Below are 16317 nucleotides of genomic sequence, written 5' to 3' on the forward strand. Positions count from 1 at the left end.
TAGGCGTTTGTATTATACAGAATATCACGCACACCTTCAAGCAAGACCGGTTTCACTTAGTCAAATGTGAAAATTCACGTAAATCGTATGTTCGTTCAAAACCTTGTCGATTACACTAGTATTATGAAGGGGATGGTTTTATGGAAAAGAAACTGGCAGTTATTGATATCGGATCCAACTCGATTCGAAACGTCATCTTCGAAGTGAACGAGGAAGGACAATACTTTGAACGGTTAAATGTGAAAGAAGTCGCGCGATTGTCCAGCCATATTAGTGATGCGAATGAGATGACTGAAGAAGGGATCGCTTCGCTCATCGATACGTTGCGTCACTTTAAAGAGTTGAACGACCATCATCACGTTACCGATGTGCTCCCAGTGGCGACGGCAGCCATTCGAAACGCAAATAACTCAGATGAGATTTTGCAGAATGTCAAACAATCTACAGGGATGACCATCCGCCTGTTGAGCGATTACGAAGAAGCCTTTTACGGATATTCGGCCATCGTCAACTCCACCTATGTGGAAGATGGATATTCCGTCGATATTGGTGGGGGATCAATGGAAGTCACATACTTTCAGAACCGAGAGCTCGTCTTTTATCACAGTTTTCCGTTCGGTGCCGTGACGTTAACGAAAGAATTTATGAAAGATGAGACGATGACGAAAGACGAGCGGAAAGCGTTGACCGCATACTTAAAGAAGGCATTCAAAGAAATTGAATGGCTCGAACCTCATGGTGTCCCACTTGTCGGTGTCGGTGGGACGGCTCGTAACTTAGTCCGGGTCGAACAGACCATATCGAACTTCCCGCTTGAAGGAATCCATCAGTATACGATTTCTGCTGAACAGTTAGAGGGCGTCATAGATGAACTCGTCGGAATGTCGAGCAAACAACTCGGACGTTTGGATGGGCTGTCAAAAGACCGGGTCGACATCATCGCGCCTGCCGTGACAGCAATCGGCGAACTCGCTAAATATTTGAAAGTACCTGAGTTCACGATGAGTAACAATGGACTCCGTGAAGGTCTCTTCTATGAAAACTATTTACATGAGCATGATAAAGTTCGTTTTGCCGATGTGAAAGAAGAAAGTTTTCGTCATTTTGAAAAACAATACGACGTGAACCCGACTCGTCATCAACATCTCATCCGATTGGCTAGACAGTTGTATACCGGATTAATTGAAGTGAAGGCGATTAAACCGAAACCATTTGAGCCTGGTCTTCTTGAAGGTGCCTGCCGCCTTGCCTATGTCGGTGAATATATCGATCACAACAATAAAAGTGACCACACGTTCCATCTGATTACCACAAACGATTTCAAAGGACTAAACAACGAGGATCGACTCGCTCTTGCCCTCGTCACATCCTTCAAATCAAAACGAGTATTGGAACAACATATCGAGGCTTTCCCGAAATGGTTTGATCAAAAGTTATTGAAGAGTTTGGAGTTGCTCGGGTCGATTGTGAAACTCGTCGATGCCCTCGACTTGACGGAGCGTCAGATCGTGACGGACATCCATGTTGCTAGTACAAAGGACGGTCTCACACTTACGCTAGATACGAATGGTTCTGCACGTTTTGAGTTGCAGCGAAGCACTCGCCATAAAAAGCATTTAGAACGCGCAATTGATCAATCGATTGAGATTGTCTTGAGCGAGGAGGAGTAACCATGTCCGAATATACGAATGAACATTTTAACAACCGTGAACTCAGCTGGCTCGACTTTAACGAGCGTGTCCTCGAGGAGGCGATGGATGAACGAAATCCATTGATGGAACGATTGAAATTTTTGGCGATTTTCAGTTCTAACCTTGATGAATTTTATATGGTACGAGTCGGTGGATTGAAAGATGAGGTCCTCGCCGGGTTCAATCGTCCGGAAGACAAGACGGGCCTCACTCCAAAACAGCAGATCAAGTCCATTTCGATGCGAGCGCAAGAACTCGTCGAGACACAATATGCGACATATAAAAAAATCACGAAACAGCTATCGAATCAGCACGTTCGCTTCTTACGGACGAAACATTTGAACAAGACCCAACAAGACTTCGTGAAAGAGTACTTTCGAACGCACGTATTCCCCGTCCTGACACCGATTGCAGTCGATGCCTATCGTCCGTTCCCAATGCTCTTATCCAAGTCACTGAACATTGCTGTCGAGATTGCCTCGAATGGCGAAGGAAAAAAACGACTCGCCCTCGTTCAAGTGCCATCCGTTCTTCCGCGGTATCTGGAACTACCTACTGATGATGAAGAACATACCGATTTGATTTTACTTGAGGATTTGATCATTCAATTCATCGACTCACTCTTCAAAGGATTTGTCGTCGAGTCCACGATGCCATTCCGAATTACGCGGAACGCGGACATGCCGTTTCACGAAGAGGGCAGTCGTGACGTCTTGAAACAAATCGAAAAAGAATTGAAGAAGAGAAGATATGGGGTTGCCATCCGACTCGAGGTACAGCAACGATCGTTACGAAAAGAACTGTTGTTCATGCTACAAGACGTCCTTGACTTACATGACCGGGATATCTTTATTGTCGACGGTCCGATCGACTTGACCTTCCTGTTTGGGATCTACAATCAGATCGGGATGGAATATGATGACATGATCAATGAAACGTTGATCCCATTTATCCCAGAAGGTCTTGAATCGGGCAAAGATTTATTCCAAAGTATCGCTAAACAGGATTATCTGCTCCATCACCCGTATCATTCATTCGATCCAATCGTCCGTTTTATCGTTCAAGCCGCCAAAGACCCGAACGTCTTGGCAATCAAGCAGACACTCTATCGCGTCTCCGGGGACTCTCCCATCATCAAAGCCTTGACTGATGCAGCCGAGAGCGGAAAACAAGTCACTGTCCTCGTCGAACTAAAAGCACGTTTTGATGAAGAAAAAAACATTCAATGGGCGAAGCAACTTGAGAAAGCCGGAGCTCACGTCATCTACGGCTATAAAGAACTGAAGACACACTCAAAAATCACCCTCGTCGTTCGCATTCTAGAAGGTGGTGTGTTGCAACGGTTCATTCATCTTGGTACCGGTAACTATAACGATTCGACCGCCAAGCTATACACAGACATTGGGCTCCTCACGACAAATGAAGAACTCGCTGAAGATGCAACGAACTTTTTCAACTGGTTATCCGGTTATGGGGAACGACCATCTTGGCATCAGTTCGAGACGTCGCCTGACGACATGAAAGACTTCTTCTTGAATAAAATCGATGATGAGATCAAACTGCATGAAAAGTACGGCAACGGTCGCATCGTCGCTAAGATGAACTCGATCACGGACCGGGCCATCATCACAAAATTGTATGATGCTTCGTCCGCGGGAGTGAAAATCGATTTGATTGTCCGAGGCATTTGTTGCTTACGACCGGGAATTAAAGGGGTCTCTGAAAACATCAAGGTCATCTCGATCATCGACCGATATCTCGAACATTCCCGAATCTTTTATTTTTACCAAAATGGAAAAGAAGACTTGTACTGTTCCTCTGCGGACTGGATGACACGAAATATGAAAAAACGGATTGAGATACTCTTCCCTATCTTGAACGCATCACATAAAACATACATCAAAGATATGATGGCCCTTCAACTCGTCGATAATGTGAAAGCAAGAAGACAACGTTCTGACGGCCGCTATGTGTATGTGAAACGTGAGAGCAACCAGGAAGAGATTCAATCCCAAATTATCATCCATCAGTACACAGGTGGTCGCTGGAACAATATACCTAGCGTATTCGAACGAGAACCGTCAAATTGGGCGGAACGTGAAGTTCTCCGCCTTCGGGCAGAGAATGAGAAAATGACAGATGACTGATGTTAGACTTCTCAAATAGAGAAACTCGTTGTATAATAAATTCGATTCAGTTATTATGAAGCGCTTTCATTTAGAGATGGAGGAATTATTTATGCAGGAGATTTTACTATCATTACTCGCCGGCTTGATTTGTGGTGCCATCTTCACTGCACTCAAACTGCCACTCCCTGCCCCACCGGTATTACCAGGAGTTGTTGGGATTTTCGGGGTGTTCCTCGGAATGAAGGTTTATCAATTTGCTGTAGCGAACTGGCCATTCTAATAAAAGATGCCCTCGAAAAAAGGGCATCTTTTATTATTTAGTCTAGTGTATGAATGGCTTTATGACAGGTCGGACAAACCCAGATGCCACGTTCCTCTGTCAAGTGATACTCAATCAAGTGATACGCCTCTTTCCCAAATCGTTCAGCTAGGTCTACATGACAGCTCGCACAAGTCGTCACATGAGACTTTGGTGCTAAGAGTTTTTCTCGAAACAAGTGAGCCTCATATGACTCTTTCGTCCATTTAGACGATGGTACATAATAGCCGTCATTCCATTTTTTTCGAATCGATTCGTACGGTTCATCTACCTCATACATCCCCACTTGCAATAACGGATGATGAAAATGTAGTTGCAACAGATCGACTAAGGAATACAGTTGTACCCCTTCCTGTTTCTCTCCTAGCCAATAAGGATCGTCTGGTCGCCCAATCATCTCTTCAAGTAAAACCTCTGCTTCCGCCACGATGCCATGCCCCATCACTTCGATAAATGCTGTCGGTGTCGTCACGGACCCGTTTACATAAACCGGACTTTGTTCAAGAAAATAAGTCGGGAATGCGTTCCAGACATCATATCGCTTTGGATCGACTTGTAGGACGTTCATCGTTTATTGATGAGCGAGCGTGAATCGTTCACGCCATTCGGCATCAAATTGATTGGCACGGAACATTTCAATCTCTTGTTTATATGGAGCGACTTTCGTTTTTTCGCTAATCGGGATATATGGCGTCTCTAGGATTTTCGGTAGATGCGCAAATGCCTCGTGATGAATGACACGATTCAATGTATCAAACCCGATCTCTCCGTAGCCGATGTTTTCATGACGGTCTTTTTTCGCACCGCGCACGTTCTTCGAATCATTTACATGAATGACTCCGAGACGGTCGAGTCCGACGATTCGATCGAATTGTTCGATGACGCCGTCTAAATCACCAACTAAGTCATATCCGGCATCGTGGACGTGACACGTATCAAAGCAAACTGAGAGTCGATCATTGTGCGTCACGCCATCAATGATCGTCGCAAGCTCTTCAAACGTCTTACCAAGTTCGCTTCCTTTCCCTGCCATCGTCTCCAATGCAATCTTCACTTTTTCATCACCCGTCAACACTTCATTCAATCCTTCGATGATTCGAGCGAGACCGATTTCTTCTCCCGCTCCGACATGAGCGCCCGGGTGAAGAACGACGTGGCGAGCCACTTGGAGTGCTTCTGCCCGCTTTAATTCCTGAGTTAAGAAAGAGACGGCCAATTCAAACGTCTCAGGTTTCGTCGTATTCCCGAGATTGATGATATATGGAGCGTGAACAACAATCTCTTCGATGTCATGTGCGGCCATATGTTTGAGTGCTGCCTCAATATTTAAATCTTCAATGGGTTTACGGCGTGTGTTTTGGGGCGCACCTGTATACACCATCATCGTATTCGCCCCGTAAGAGACAGCCTCTTCACTCCCTGCTAACAACATCTTTTTACCTGATACCGAAACGTGTGAACCTATTTTTAACATCCTCATCTTCCCTTCATCATCTTCTATCTCTAGTGTACACAAAAAGAAGAACCGACTCCAAGAAGTCGATTCTCCCAAACATTATCGTTTATTTTTCTTACGTGCTGCACGGCGATCCGAGCGTTGCTGTTGCATATGCTCACGTGATGCCGTCTCTTTCAACTTATACTTGAATTTCTTCTTATAGCCAGGCTTGACTTTCTTCTTCGCCTTCTTGATTTCACCGGCCATCCGACTATGAGCCGTGTGTGAGACCTTCATCTTACGGTCTGTTTGGCGACGACGACGTGTCTTGATCGGTTGAATCGAACCGTTGCGCAAGTCCACATGAGTGAATTCGAACCCACGTTCTTCAAGTCTGTTGATCGGTCCATTCTCATGGTCCTCATATAGTGTGTACGCCTCACCTGACGCGCCCGCACGTCCCGTACGACCGACACGGTGTGTATAGAAATCAAGATCTTTCGGAATCCCATGGTTGATGACGTGAGAGACTCCTGAAATATCGATACCGCGAGCCGCTAAATCCGTAGCAATCACATACTGATATTTCGCATCATTGATGTCCTTGATAGCTTGTTTGCGGCGACGTGCCTGCATGTCACCATGCAACGTACCGACGTTTAGACCTGCTTCGCGGAACGACGTCTCCAACTCATCTGCCTCTTGTTTCGTATTGGTGAACACGAGACAAACGAATGGATTGATTGCTTTCGCAATTTCGACAGTCAATTCTTTACGGTCACGGTGACGTACTGGAATCACGTGGTGCTTGATTTTTGGTGCGACGCGATGTTCTGGACTCGCCTCTGCAAAGCGTGGGTCATGAAGGTACTTCTTCAAGAACGGTTCAAGGTTCTCAGGAATCGTCGCTGAGAAGACCATCGTTTGCAGTTTTTCAGGAAGCGCCTGTGCGATGCGGTCGACCTCGGGCAAGAATCCCATATCGAGCATTTGATCGGCTTCATCGACGACAAAGTGTGTCACTTTGTGCGGGAATAACGCCTGTGCTTTCATGAGATCAAGGATTCGTCCCGGTGTCCCGATGATTAACTGTGGCGGATTTTTCATCTTATCGATTTGACGTTCGCGGTCTGTCCCTCCGACAATCAAACTCGATTTGATGTAATCTGGGTTTTTAATAAGAATCGATTTCAATTCTTCATGAATCTGCCAAGCGAGTTCGCGTGTCGGTGCGACGACGATTGCTTGAACTGAAGCATCTTCTGGATTGATCGCTTCAACGATCGGTAACAAGAACGCAAGTGTTTTACCCGTTCCTGTCTGTGATTTTCCAATAATATCTCGACCATTCAAGGCAGCCGGAATAATCCGGGCTTGTATATCGGTCGGTTTCGTAATGCGCTTTTCTGTTAACGCATCAACCATAAACGGTAGCAATTTGAACTGTTGGAAGCTGTTCAATCGATACACCTCCTGTTTCTTTCCACTTTTCCTAGCATAGCGGAATCAAATGATTTGTCAATCAATCTTTTGCCACACCTTCATATAAATAACTCGATGAATAATAGTGTTTGGCAATTTTCTTTCCATTTAAATGTTGTTCGAGTGCTTTGAAGCCGACTTCCATCATCTCGTTCGGTGACTGCACGACAGTGGCATTGACCTTCCCATTTTGAATGAGCGGATAGATATCTGAAATCCCGTCGACCGACACGATCGTCTTGTCCGTCAAACCATGACTTTCTAAAGCCCGGACGACACCAAACGTATTATCATCATTATGTGAAAAGATTGCATCAAACGGAATCTCTTCTTCTAACCAACGTGACATCTCGATTTCAGCTTGGAATGTGTCATAGTTCCCGGTGATGGATGCAATGATTTGAAAATCGTCGCCATGTTGCTTTTCGTACTCTCGGATACCAAGACTTCGGTCCATCGTGGAGCGAACTTTCGGCGTCCCCCTCACTTCGACCACGCGAATCGGACGTTCGAGCTCACTATACTTGGCAGCAATTTGTTCGGCCGCCATCCGACCGATATCGACATTGTCGGAAACGACGGATGTGAGTACACTCGGATGATCAATCATGCGGTCAATCGCAATAATCGGGATGTTTTTGCGTTTTGCGCGTTCTAATGAAGGTTGAATGAACGTGTCATCGAGAGTCGTCAAAAAGATAGCCTCGACACCCCGGTCAATCAACGAATCTAATTTTTCTTTTTCAAGGACACGCGAATCTTCACTCGTGGTCGGAATCGGGATGAACCCTTTTTGGTTTGCTGTATGCACGAACGAGTCCAATAGCTTATTCGCATGCTCGTGTTTATCACTGACAAATACGAATCCGACTTCTTTTTCATTCGTCTTTTGCTCTGGGAGTTGAATCGAGGTGATAAGGAGAATCGTCATGGCCCACACGACCGGTAACCAAAGCCAATAATGTTTTAGTCCTTTCATGACGGTTGTCTCCTTGGGATTTTGATTAAAATCGCGGTCCCTTTGTTCATCACACTATCGATCTCCATCGCACCGTTAACGCTCTTCAAGTACTCTTGAATCATATAGATTCCTAGACCGTTTCCACTTTCCTTCGTCGTATTGAAGGCGGAACCGACTGTCTTGAGTTGTTCCTCACTCATGCCAATTCCGTTATCTTCAATTAAAAAGCGATATTCCTGCTCCGTAAAGAGTACCGTCACGACGACACTCCCGTCAGCGCCTTTTGATTCGACGGCATCGACCGCATTTTTGAAGAGGTTGTAGATAATTTGAACGAGCATATCAAAGGATGCATAAAATGGCGGCATGTCGTTCGGTACAAGTAATTCCCATTTTGTCGGTCGTTTGTAACATTCGGCATCCATTAAAAATTCAAGTCGTTTCGCAAAGTCTAACATGTTGATCCAATCTTCGTTTTTACCAGCCTGATCGGGTTTGGCGAGCGTCAGCATCGTTGAAATCAAATCATTCGCCCGCTCCAGTTCTTTGATGGCGACATCCACCATATCTGAACTACCTTGACCCTCGCGCACCATCTGCAACGTGATATGGACGGGAGTCAGAGGATTTCGAATTTCATGGGCAATCCCGGCGGCCAATTGACCGAGCGAGGCTAATTTTTCTTGATGCAAAATCAACTGTTGCTGACTCAACTGTTCACGTCGTGACGTTTCCATCCGTTGTGCATAATCGTTATACGTATCGAGTAGCGTCTCCACTTCTTTCGAACCCGTTCGTTCCAATGAAATCGTTCCGAGCGATTGTTGTTGTTTAATCTGGTTGACCAGCTCGACAAGCGGATTCGTCAACGTCCGTGAAAGCAACAATCCAACGAGAATGCTCAGGAAGAACGTGACGAGCGCAATCATCAAATACTGCCAACGCGTGTCGTAGACCGTTTCATAGACGGAGTCATTTTGATGTTTTGCGAGCATACTCCATCCACTGACTCGTGCATCCGGTTCAAACATCACCGTATCTTCATCCGTACTCAAAATTGTCCGTTCGCTTCGATCTAATGCTTCGTCGATGACTTCACGCGATATCCGACGCTCTGCATCTGTGACCAAGTTGAACGAAGTCGTCAACACTTCGCCTTGCTCATCTAACAAGTATAGAATCATGTCATCATTCGCAGATTCCAACGAACGACGATACAAGTCAGAGTTCAAGACACTAATGCTTCCCCCAAAAATACCGATTGGTCGGTTCTCTTCGATGACCGGAACGTATAGGAAAGTTCCCATATCCCCACTGATCATCACAGGGTCACTCATATATAGTTCTTTTCCACTTGCAGTCAATACTTCCGTAAACTTCGGATCGCGTTTCAAGACAGAAGAGGCGACTTGTCGCTCCGAGTACCATTTAAATGAGTCTTGATTGACATCATAATAAAAGATGGACGTAAAACTCGTGCGTTGATTCAAATATCCTGTTCGGATCCGTTCTTCAATCCATGGCTCATTTCCAACGTAAGCGCCTAAGTAAACTAAATCCTCATACAATTTCCCAAGTCGGGACTCCACATTCTCAATACTGTCATCGATGGCGTAATCAAATTGCTCTTTCGCCAATTCTTCTGCTCGAGACACCGTGACGCGGTCAGCAGAGAAGGCAAGTGATGAAATGACAAGTGCTAAAATAATGATGATGATGAACGTAATTTGGAAAAAGTACGATTTTCTTAGTTCACGCAATGGTTTCATGCGATTCACGGCGTCCCTCCTCTCTAACCTAAAAATTATAGCATGAATACACGCAAATCTTTTCGTATTTTCGAAACAATGTTAGACTAATACGTATGAAAGCACTTCGAAAGGAGCCTTCGTCTTCATATGAAAGTTAAAAAAATTAGCCCACGCGGATATTGTTATGGTGTCGTCGATGCCATGAAGCTCGCAAATGAGGCCGTCGCAAATCCAGATTTGCCACGCCCGATTCATATACTTGGAATGATTGTCCATAACCGTCACGTCACGCAGGCGTTTGAGGATCTCGGTGTCAAAACCGTTGATGGAGAAGACCGCATGCAAGCGCTCGAAACCATCGATCGAGGAACGGTCGTCTTCACGGCGCACGGCATTTCACCACTCGTCCGGAAACGTGCCATCGAGAAAGGATTGACGATTGTAGATGCCTCTTGTCCTGACGTCTTGGTCACACACGATTTGATTCGTGAGAAAACGGCAGAAGGATATGATGTCATCTATATCGGAAAACACGGGCATCCGGAACCGGAGGGTGCAATTGGTGTTGCACCAGACCATGTTCATTTGATTCAATATGAACATGAAATCGATCAGTTGCCGAGTCGCTTGTTCGAACGAAAAATTTTGGTGACGAACCAGACGACGATGAGTCAATGGGACGTTTCCGCATTAATTGAAACGATTCAAGCCCGTTATCCTCACGTGGAAGTGCATAATGAAATCTGTAACGCGACGCAAGTTCGTCAAGAAGCCGTCGCTGAACAAGCGGGAGACTGCGAATTGTTGATTGTCGTCGGAGATCCTAAATCTAACAACTCCAATCGTTTAGCACAAGTTTCAAAAGAGATTGCCGGAACGAATGCATATCGAATCGGTGACTTGAGTGAACTTGACTTGAATTGGCTCGAGGGAGTCGAGACCGTCGCTGTGACGTCGGGCGCCTCTACTCCTACACCGATCACAAAAAAAGTCATCGACTTTTTGTCGCAGTATGACCCAGACGATTTAAGCACGCACGATAAAACGCCATTTCTTGAACTTCGGAGCATCTTACCGAAAGTGAAAGCTTTGCGTAAGTGAAGGAATCCCCCATTCTCTCAGAGGATGGGGGATTTTTAGGATTTACTTGAATTGAAACGGGTTCGTGTTGGCAACAGATTGAATCAAGTCGACATTAATTTTCGCTTTTTCAAACTTTTTGCTGAGCACATCGATTACACCTTGTTTCATGATACTCTCGACATGATGCCCTGGGTCTATGACTGCAAGCCCAAGGGCCATCGCATCATGAGCCACGTGGAAATATAAATCACCCGTCACATATGCATCTGCACCTTTGAAATGCGCAGTAGACACATATTTATTCCCGTCTCCACCTAATACGGCAACTTTTTCAATCGAACGCCTCGGGTCTCCGACGACTCGCACGCCCTCAACCCCAAAGCTTGTTTTCACGTGTTCGGCAAACTGTTCAAGTGTCATGGCCTGTTCAAGTCGACCGATTCGCCCTAGCCCAAATACATGACCCTCGATTTCATCGCGCATGAGGTCATACGCCACTTCCTCATAAGGATGGGCGTCTTTCATTGCTTTTAGTACACGCTTTTTCTGACTCTCCCGAACGACCGTTTCGATTTTTACTTCGTCCACTTGTTCCGTTTCATGTGGGCGACCGATGAAAGGGTCTGTCCCTTCGAGCGGAGTGAATTGTCCCGTTCCGGAAACACGGAACTGACAGTCCGCATAGTCACCGATATGTCCCGCACCCGCTTTTCCTAGAGCACGGGATACGTCTTGCGCATGCGTGGATGGAACGAATACAGATAGTTTATAGACCGGCTCTTCATAGGTCGGGACGAGTACTTTCGTATCGTGAAGACCGATCGCCTCACTCATCCAATCGTTCACACCACCGCTGCATACGTCTAAATTCGTATGGGCGACATAGACCGCGATATCGTGCTGAATACATTTCATCGTAATCTTCCCAGCCGTGGAGCGGTCATTGACTTGAGCTAACGGACTAAAGATGGGTGGATGATGCGCGATGATCAAATCAATCTGTTTCTCAATCGCTTCATCCACAACCGATTCGAGCACATCAAGCGTGACCATGACCCGTTTGACTTCTTTGTTGAGCGATCCAATCTGTAAGCCGATTTTATCCCCTTCAACCGCCAAATGTTTCGGAGCAAATTCTTCAAACAATTGAATCACTTGATTGCCGTTCGCCATTACTGACTCACCTCTCTCATTTTGTCACGCATCCGTTTGAATTCCATTTGTTTTTGAATCAAGGCATCCGATTGAATGCCAGCTGCCATCTGTCCAAGCACATAATCGAGCTTATCGGCTTCACGACTCCATTTGAGTTTAAATGGTACCGGTCGCTCTTGAATAAGATATGGGCCGAATAACAACTGCCACATCCGCTCGTCCGACGCGTCGCTATAGATGGTCTCACTACCTTTTTCTCCGACTAGGATTTCGTAGACTTTATCATTTTCTTCTACAATTGCCTCTTCGACAAGGACATATCCATGTTCAAGCAGCCAGCTTCGTACGTGTTGCCCATCAACGTTCGGTTGAAGGACGAGTCGTTCGACCGCACCGAGCTTATCTTGACCCGCTTCGAGAATCGAGCGAATCAAACTGCCGCCCATCCCGCAGATCGAGATACACGTCGCTTCATTGGGCTGTAAGACAGCAAGACCATCGCCGAGGCGTACACCAATGGCATCACTGGCCCCAATCAAATCGACTTGTGCTCTCGCAGCTTCCATCGGTCCAACGTTCACTTCACCCGCGATTCCTTTTGAAATGATTCCTTGCTGAAAGGCATAGCATGGGACATACGCATGATCCGAACCGATATCGGCGAGCACACTTCCTTTTGGGATATAATCGACAACCTGCTTCAATCGTCGGTCTAACATGACACGTTCTTGCATACAGACAACTCCTTTGTTCTACTTCTTCCCTAGCGTATCGAATTCTCTACAGTTCGACAACAAAAAACGCACCCCATCACGGAGTGCGTCACCTCTTATTGTTCAATCAACCAGTTCGCAAGCACTTCTGCTTCTTCAGCTGATGCAAGACCTGCTGGCATCGCACCTTGACCGTTGACGATGATGTTTGCGATTTCTTCTGGTGAGAGACGATCGCCGACACCTGTAAGTGCTGGACCGACGCCACCTTCAAGGTTTCCGCCGTGGCAACCTGTGCAACCCTTCGCAGCATACAACTCTTCTGGGTTCATTTCAGTGACTGCTGGACCTTCAGCCGCTTGTTGCGCCTGATTCACCCCAAAATACGATAATGATACCATGGCAATAATTGCGACGATTGCGATTGCCGCAAACGGTAACAATGGATTACGCATTGTAGTTCCCCCTCATGTTCATTCCAAATTTCTATCCAACACTATTTTACTCAAAAAATAATAAAGAAGGAAGGAAAATCACTCATTTTCCTTCCTTTCTTCTAAAACTTCACACTTTATTCAAATATGAAATTAATCGAGGAAGTCTTTCAAGCGTTTGGAACGGCTCGGGTGACGCAATTTACGAAGTGCTTTCGCCTCGATTTGACGAATCCGCTCACGTGTGACACCGAATACTTTACCAACTTCTTCGAGTGTGCGTGTGCGGCCATCGTCTAGTCCGAAACGCAGGCGAAGGACGTTCTCTTCACGGTCTGTCAACGTATCCAACACGTCTTCTAATTGCTCTTTCAACAATTCATAGGCTGCCGCATCTTGAGGAGCCATCGCATCTTGGTCTTCGATGAAGTCACCGAGATGTGAATCGTCTTCTTCCCCAATCGGTGTCTCTAAAGAAACAGGTTCTTGGGCAATCTTTAGAATTTCACGGACTTTCTCAGGTGTGAGTTCCATCTCTTTGGCAATCTCTTCCGGAGAAGGTTCGCGACCGAGGTCTTGAAGCAATTGACGTTGGACACGAATCAATTTGTTGATTGTTTCCACCATGTGTACAGGAATACGAATCGTACGGGCTTGGTCAGCAATCGCACGTGTGATGGCTTGGCGAATCCACCACGTCGCATACGTCGAGAATTTGAACCCTTTCATGTAGTCGAATTTTTCGACCGCTTTAATGAGTCCCATGTTCCCTTCTTGAATCAAATCAAGGAAGAGCATCCCACGACCGACATAACGCTTCGCAATCGACACGACGAGACGTAGGTTCGCTTCTGCGAGACGTTTTTTCGCTTCTTCGTCCCCTTGCTCGATTCGTTTAGCGAGCTCCGTCTCATCTTTCGCACTGAGAAGGTCGACACGTCCGATTTCTTTTAAATACATCCGAACCGGGTCGTTGATTTTGATTCCTGGAGGTACTGATAAGTCGTTCAAATCGACTTCTTCATCCTCTTTTTTCGCAGGTGTTTCTTCTGCGTCCGCAGCATCTTCTGTGACACGGATGTCTTTAGCCTCTAAATCTTCGATGAAGTTATCGATGAAATCCGAATCCACCTCGAAGTGACTAAGGCGATCTTGGATTGCTTGCATTGAGACGACGCCTTTTTTCTTACCTAACTTTTCAAGTTCCTCTATGGCGTTAAATAAATCCTCTTTCTTCTTCTCTGCCATCTAGCAGTTCAACTCCTTCCAAACTTCATCCACGATCATCGTTCTCGAAGACGACGACTACGGGCAATCAATTCTTGTAGCTTGGACGCCTGGTCTACAATACTTTCGGCGTCTTGAGCGATTTCCCTTTTTGCACGCTCGATTTGACGTTGCTCCTCATAACTGTTTATCACCCGAATGTATTCGTCTAAAACCTCTTCAGACAGTTCATCCGGTCCAGCCATCAGACGGATCTCTGCAAAACGCATCGCATAATCAGGGCGTTGATCGCAATAACGCTCCATGAACGAAAGCGTGATTTGATCAAACTCATCCTGTGTCATCGTATCGGATACGATTTCATACAATGCTGACCCTAACATACGATGGGTTTCATCTTGATAACGAAGCCCTAAACGGTCGCGTACGAAACGGACCTGCTCCGGTCCCGTCAACATCGCACGCAACAAGTACTTCTCGGCTTTCATCCAACGAGGCTCACCTGTTTTACTCGAACGCTTCCGTACCGGCTCTACAGGTTCCATCGCACGGGTGGGAGTTGATTCACTTGACGTCGGACGAGGAATTCTCGAACGGAGCGTCTCTAGCGGAATCTCAAACTCATCCGACAGTTTCTTCACATATAAATCTCTTCGAATCGAATCATTTGTCTTCCCGATCTCTTCAAGCATAGATTCAATAAAGCGAATCCGTTCTCCTTCTCGGTTCAAGTTTTTTCCTCGCCGGTACATGCGATTCATAAAATCGAGAACACTCAACTGCTCAGTTTCAATAAACTGCTGCCAGTGAGTTGCCCCATGCTGACGGATATAATCATCTGGGTCCGTCTTTTCCGGTAGTGGCAAAACTTGTACATCGAGTGGAGACGCTTCTAAGAGGCGAATGACTTTTTGTGTCGCTTCTTGTCCCGCGTGGTCTCCGTCATAACAGATAATGACTTCATCCACGATTCGAGATAGCGCCCTCGCATGTTGAGGAGAGAACGCGGTTCCGAGCGATGCCACAACTTCTTGTGTGCCCGCTTGCGCGACTTGTAAAACGTCAACGTTCCCTTCAACGAGGAAGACACGCTTTTTCTTACGCATCGTCGCCCGGGCTTGAGAGAAGCCGAACAATAACTCGCTCTTATTGAAGAGTGGCGTCTCAGCCGTATTCACATATTTTGGTTGTCGGTCATCAATCGCTCGTCCACTGAAGCCAACGATGGTGCCGTCTCGATCCGCAATCGGAAAGACGACCCGTCCTTCAAATCGGTCAAAATATTCACCGGACTTCGACTTTGAAATCAAACCTGCCTCAACCATTACTTCTAAATCAAACCCGCGCCGCTCCAACAGCTCGACAGTAAAGCGTCGTTGGTCTGGGGCAAAACCGATCTTGTATTGCGCAATCGTCTCTTCAGCCAGATCACGATCCCGTAAATACGTTAAGCCCACTTCTCCAGCTTCTGTTTTCATCAACACTTCATGATACAAGTCAGCGACAAGGCGATGCGCATCACGCATCTGTTTGCGCCATACCTGTTCTCGCGTCAGTTCCTCGTCCCCTTGGATCCCGTCTACCGAAATATTCGCCCGTGTTGCCAAGCGTTCGACCGTCTCAGGAAACGACAATCCCTCGGTTTCCATCACGAACGTAAATACATTTCCGCCGGCACCACAACCGAAACAGTGATACATCCCTTTTTCAGGTGAAACGGAGAAAGAAGGTGAGTTTTCGGAATGAAACGGACATAATCCGACAAGGCGGTGTCCTTGTTTCTTTAATTCGACACGTTCGCCAATCAATTCTACGATATCGGTCGCTTGTTTCACTTCTGCGATGACTTCATCTGGTATTCGTGGCATGTTGACCACTCCCTGTTTCCAATCTCGCAACGAAACGGAACGCTCATCACGTTCCGTTTCACTGTA

General features: G+C 46.3%; 14 protein-coding genes. 4 read left to right on the forward strand and 10 right to left on the reverse strand.

Annotated elements, in window-relative coordinates; translation table 11 throughout:
- The first annotated feature begins 140 nt into the window (after positions 1 to 140).
- From OKS35_RS05595 to OKS35_RS05605, 3 genes are all read left to right on the forward strand, one after another.
- Entirely contained in the window at positions 141 to 1670 is a 1530-nt protein-coding gene (locus tag OKS35_RS05595; RefSeq protein WP_214781482.1) for a Ppx/GppA family phosphatase, read from the forward strand.
- Between the two features lie 2 nt (positions 1671 to 1672).
- Positions 1673 to 3838, forward strand: coding sequence for an RNA degradosome polyphosphate kinase (locus tag OKS35_RS05600; protein WP_159562489.1), 2166 nt, complete (start codon positions 1673 to 1675; stop codon positions 3836 to 3838).
- A gap of 91 nt (positions 3839 to 3929) precedes the next feature.
- Complete coding sequence (locus OKS35_RS05605; RefSeq protein WP_012726630.1) at positions 3930 to 4100, forward strand: DUF1427 family protein; 171 nt, start codon at positions 3930 to 3932, stop codon at positions 4098 to 4100.
- A 37-nt stretch (positions 4101 to 4137) separates the two neighbouring features.
- Here OKS35_RS05605 and OKS35_RS05610 read toward each other — a convergent pair whose 3' ends face one another.
- The 5 genes from OKS35_RS05610 to OKS35_RS05630 form a co-directional block, all read right to left on the reverse strand.
- Positions 4138 to 4707 carry a hypothetical protein gene (locus OKS35_RS05610; RefSeq protein WP_264092639.1) on the reverse strand — a complete coding sequence of 190 codons (570 nt, stop codon included), beginning with the start codon at positions 4705 to 4707 and terminating at the stop codon, positions 4138 to 4140.
- 3 nt (positions 4708 to 4710) lie between these two features.
- A complete protein-coding gene (locus OKS35_RS05615; RefSeq protein WP_214781487.1) occupies positions 4711 to 5613 on the reverse strand; it encodes a deoxyribonuclease IV in 903 nt (300 codons plus the stop codon).
- An 81-nt stretch (positions 5614 to 5694) separates the two neighbouring features.
- Positions 5695 to 7038, reverse strand: a complete 1344-nt coding sequence (locus tag OKS35_RS05620) for a DEAD/DEAH box helicase (protein ID WP_012726633.1) — start codon at positions 7036 to 7038, stop codon at positions 5695 to 5697.
- 61 nt (positions 7039 to 7099) lie between these two features.
- Positions 7100 to 8038 (reverse strand): sugar ABC transporter substrate-binding protein, encoded by a 939-nt coding sequence (locus OKS35_RS05625; RefSeq protein ID WP_159562493.1) that lies wholly within the window; start codon positions 8036 to 8038, stop codon positions 7100 to 7102.
- A complete protein-coding gene (locus OKS35_RS05630; RefSeq protein ID WP_230237482.1) occupies positions 8035 to 9789 on the reverse strand; it encodes an ATP-binding protein in 1755 nt (584 codons plus the stop codon). The genes OKS35_RS05625 and OKS35_RS05630 overlap by 4 nt, the downstream gene beginning before the upstream one ends.
- Positions 9790 to 9918: 129 nt before the next feature.
- On the opposite strand from OKS35_RS05630, the gene OKS35_RS05635 reads away from it, so the two are divergent.
- Complete coding sequence (locus tag OKS35_RS05635; protein ID WP_012726636.1) at positions 9919 to 10872, forward strand: 4-hydroxy-3-methylbut-2-enyl diphosphate reductase; 954 nt, start codon at positions 9919 to 9921, stop codon at positions 10870 to 10872.
- 42 nt (positions 10873 to 10914) lie between these two features.
- On the opposite strand, the gene OKS35_RS05640 is transcribed toward OKS35_RS05635, so the two are convergent.
- The 5 genes from OKS35_RS05640 to dnaG all read right to left on the reverse strand — a co-directional run bounded on the left by OKS35_RS05640 (position 10915) and on the right by dnaG (position 16251).
- Entirely contained in the window at positions 10915 to 12027 is a 1113-nt protein-coding gene (locus OKS35_RS05640; protein ID WP_214781495.1) for a Nif3-like dinuclear metal center hexameric protein, read from the reverse strand.
- A complete protein-coding gene (locus OKS35_RS05645) occupies positions 12027 to 12743 on the reverse strand; it encodes a tRNA (adenine(22)-N(1))-methyltransferase (protein ID WP_264092640.1) in 717 nt (238 codons plus the stop codon). Before OKS35_RS05645 ends, OKS35_RS05640 begins: the two co-directional genes overlap by 1 nt.
- Positions 12744 to 12838: 95 nt before the next feature.
- Positions 12839 to 13177, reverse strand: a complete 339-nt coding sequence (gene cccA, locus OKS35_RS05650; protein ID WP_012726639.1) for a cytochrome c550 — start codon at positions 13175 to 13177, stop codon at positions 12839 to 12841.
- 132 nt (positions 13178 to 13309) lie between these two features.
- Positions 13310 to 14404: an RNA polymerase sigma factor RpoD gene (gene rpoD, locus OKS35_RS05655; RefSeq protein WP_012726640.1), complete on the reverse strand. Its 1095-nt coding sequence runs from the start codon at positions 14402 to 14404 to the stop codon at positions 13310 to 13312.
- Between the two features lie 35 nt (positions 14405 to 14439).
- Positions 14440 to 16251, reverse strand: coding sequence for a DNA primase (dnaG, locus tag OKS35_RS05660; RefSeq protein WP_159562496.1), 1812 nt, complete (start codon positions 16249 to 16251; stop codon positions 14440 to 14442).
- Positions 16252 to 16317: the final 66 nt, after the last annotated feature.

Origin of the sequence: Exiguobacterium sp. N5 (assembly GCF_025842465.1) — a bacterium.
GTDB classification, from domain to species: domain Bacteria; phylum Bacillota; class Bacilli; order Exiguobacteriales; family Exiguobacteriaceae; genus Exiguobacterium; species Exiguobacterium profundum.